Below are 1,554 nucleotides of genomic sequence, written 5' to 3' on the forward strand. Positions count from 1 at the left end.
TCACATTGTTGAAAAACAATTGTGTCCATGGAATTTCTGTGAACTTTCTGGTGATTTTTCAGAAATATAATGGTTTGAACAATCAGACAGAATCTTCTATAATTTTATATGTGAGGTGGAGACCAATTTTCTGTAACGAGCGGAGTTTGGCCCACTTTTTCAAGTTTTGTATGATGGCCGTCATCAAAACTTGAGTTTTCACTTTCTGAACTCCACGGTACCGCGCATAGCGCAAACCGTGGAGTTCTTTACTATGGGCAAAACTAAGTTCCACAGTTGCCGGCCTTACGGACCTTAGAATCTTTCCGCGGGTTGAAAGGCGCTGTTTATGCAGATTATCATAGGTTTCCTGGTGAATGGATATCCGAAGAATTCGGTCTTCTCCCTGCTTCTTAGCGAATGGACAGCCATCACAGCTTCCTTTTGGAGGCTTGAATTCATGGTACCCTTGGCGGGTGGTGGTTTGGTAATAAAAAGGTACCCCGCAGGGGCAGCTGTAGAGATTTTCTTTCACTCGCTGGAATTGTGTCCGCCGGCACTGGGGATGTTCCTTTGAATGGGTTCGCCGGTAGGAAATATAAGCGAAAATACTCCGTTCGAACAGCCCCTTGGCAAGCCTGGCTTGATAATACCCGGAATCAAGCGCAATCTCACCGCAGTACCTACCGAACAAATCCTGAAGGGAATCTAGCTGGGAAAGAAGAATCTTATGCCCCGGCACATTGGCGGCGGTGACCTCTGTCCCAATAATGAAATTGTGGAGGGAGTCGACGATCCGGTGTTCAAAATAGGCGAACCTGCCGCGTTTTTCATGTTTGACAGACAAGGCGGCATCCGGGTCGACAGGACTCCAGTTTTTCCTTTTTAAAATCATCTTGGACCCCTTGGGTTTTAGTGGTTTCTTGCCGTTCCTTTTTCGAAAATGGTTGATCTGCTTGAGGTCCTCCTCGTTTTCTTCGATGACTCTTTCGATATACTCTGACTGACGAATTCGCTTGTTCGCATTGGCCTTTAACTCTGTTTCGTCTGCCACCCATGTTTCATGAGAGAGAAATCCTTCCCTATGGATCATTTTCAACTGTTCACCGAAAAGCTTTCTCCAAAAGTGAGGCCCGCCGAGGCGTTTCCATAGAAACTTGGAAATAGTGGAATGATGAGGAATGCATGTAAAGGGCGAGATTCCAAGAAACCAGCGATAGGTCATATTTTGACTGACCTGTTTACAGGTTGAACGTACGGAGCGAAAGCCTTCCAGTGACTGAATCATAAGGATTTTGACCAGGATGATCGGATCAGCAGAAGGGCGGCCATTTGATTTGGGGTAATATTTTTTTAGATTCTGAAATAGGTGATGCCAATTCATCAAGCTATCCAAACTCACCAATCCATGTTTCGCATCATAGCCTTTAAGATAAAATTCTCTGTTCTGCGCAACTTCCTGAGAGGAATAAGAAAAAAGCATAAAAAAACCTCCTCTTACTAGTAAGTTTGAGGAGATTTTACAAGGTTTTTAACTGGTCTGTCCATTGACAAGCTGCTTTTTCAACAGAATGA

Annotated in this window: 1 protein-coding gene; it reads right to left on the minus strand. The window is 44.4% G+C overall.

All coding sequences use genetic code 11. The annotated features are described in order from the left end of the window. Positions 1-82: 82 nt before the first annotated feature. Entirely contained in the window at positions 83-1,462 is a 1,380-nt protein-coding gene (locus tag LRR81_RS21090) for a transposase (RefSeq protein ID WP_231791389.1), read from the minus strand. Between the last annotated feature and the right edge of the window lie 92 nt (positions 1,463-1,554).

This window comes from Metabacillus kandeliae, from assembly GCF_021166585.1.
GTDB classification, from domain to species: domain Bacteria; phylum Bacillota; class Bacilli; order Bacillales; family Bacillaceae; genus Metabacillus_B; species Metabacillus_B kandeliae.

Excerpts from the sequence above, each read along its gene's own strand:
- LRR81_RS21090 (WP_231791389.1), bottom strand. The coding sequence starts at position 1,462 with ATGCTTTTTTCTTATTCCTCTCAGGAAGTTGCGCAGAACAGAGAATTT.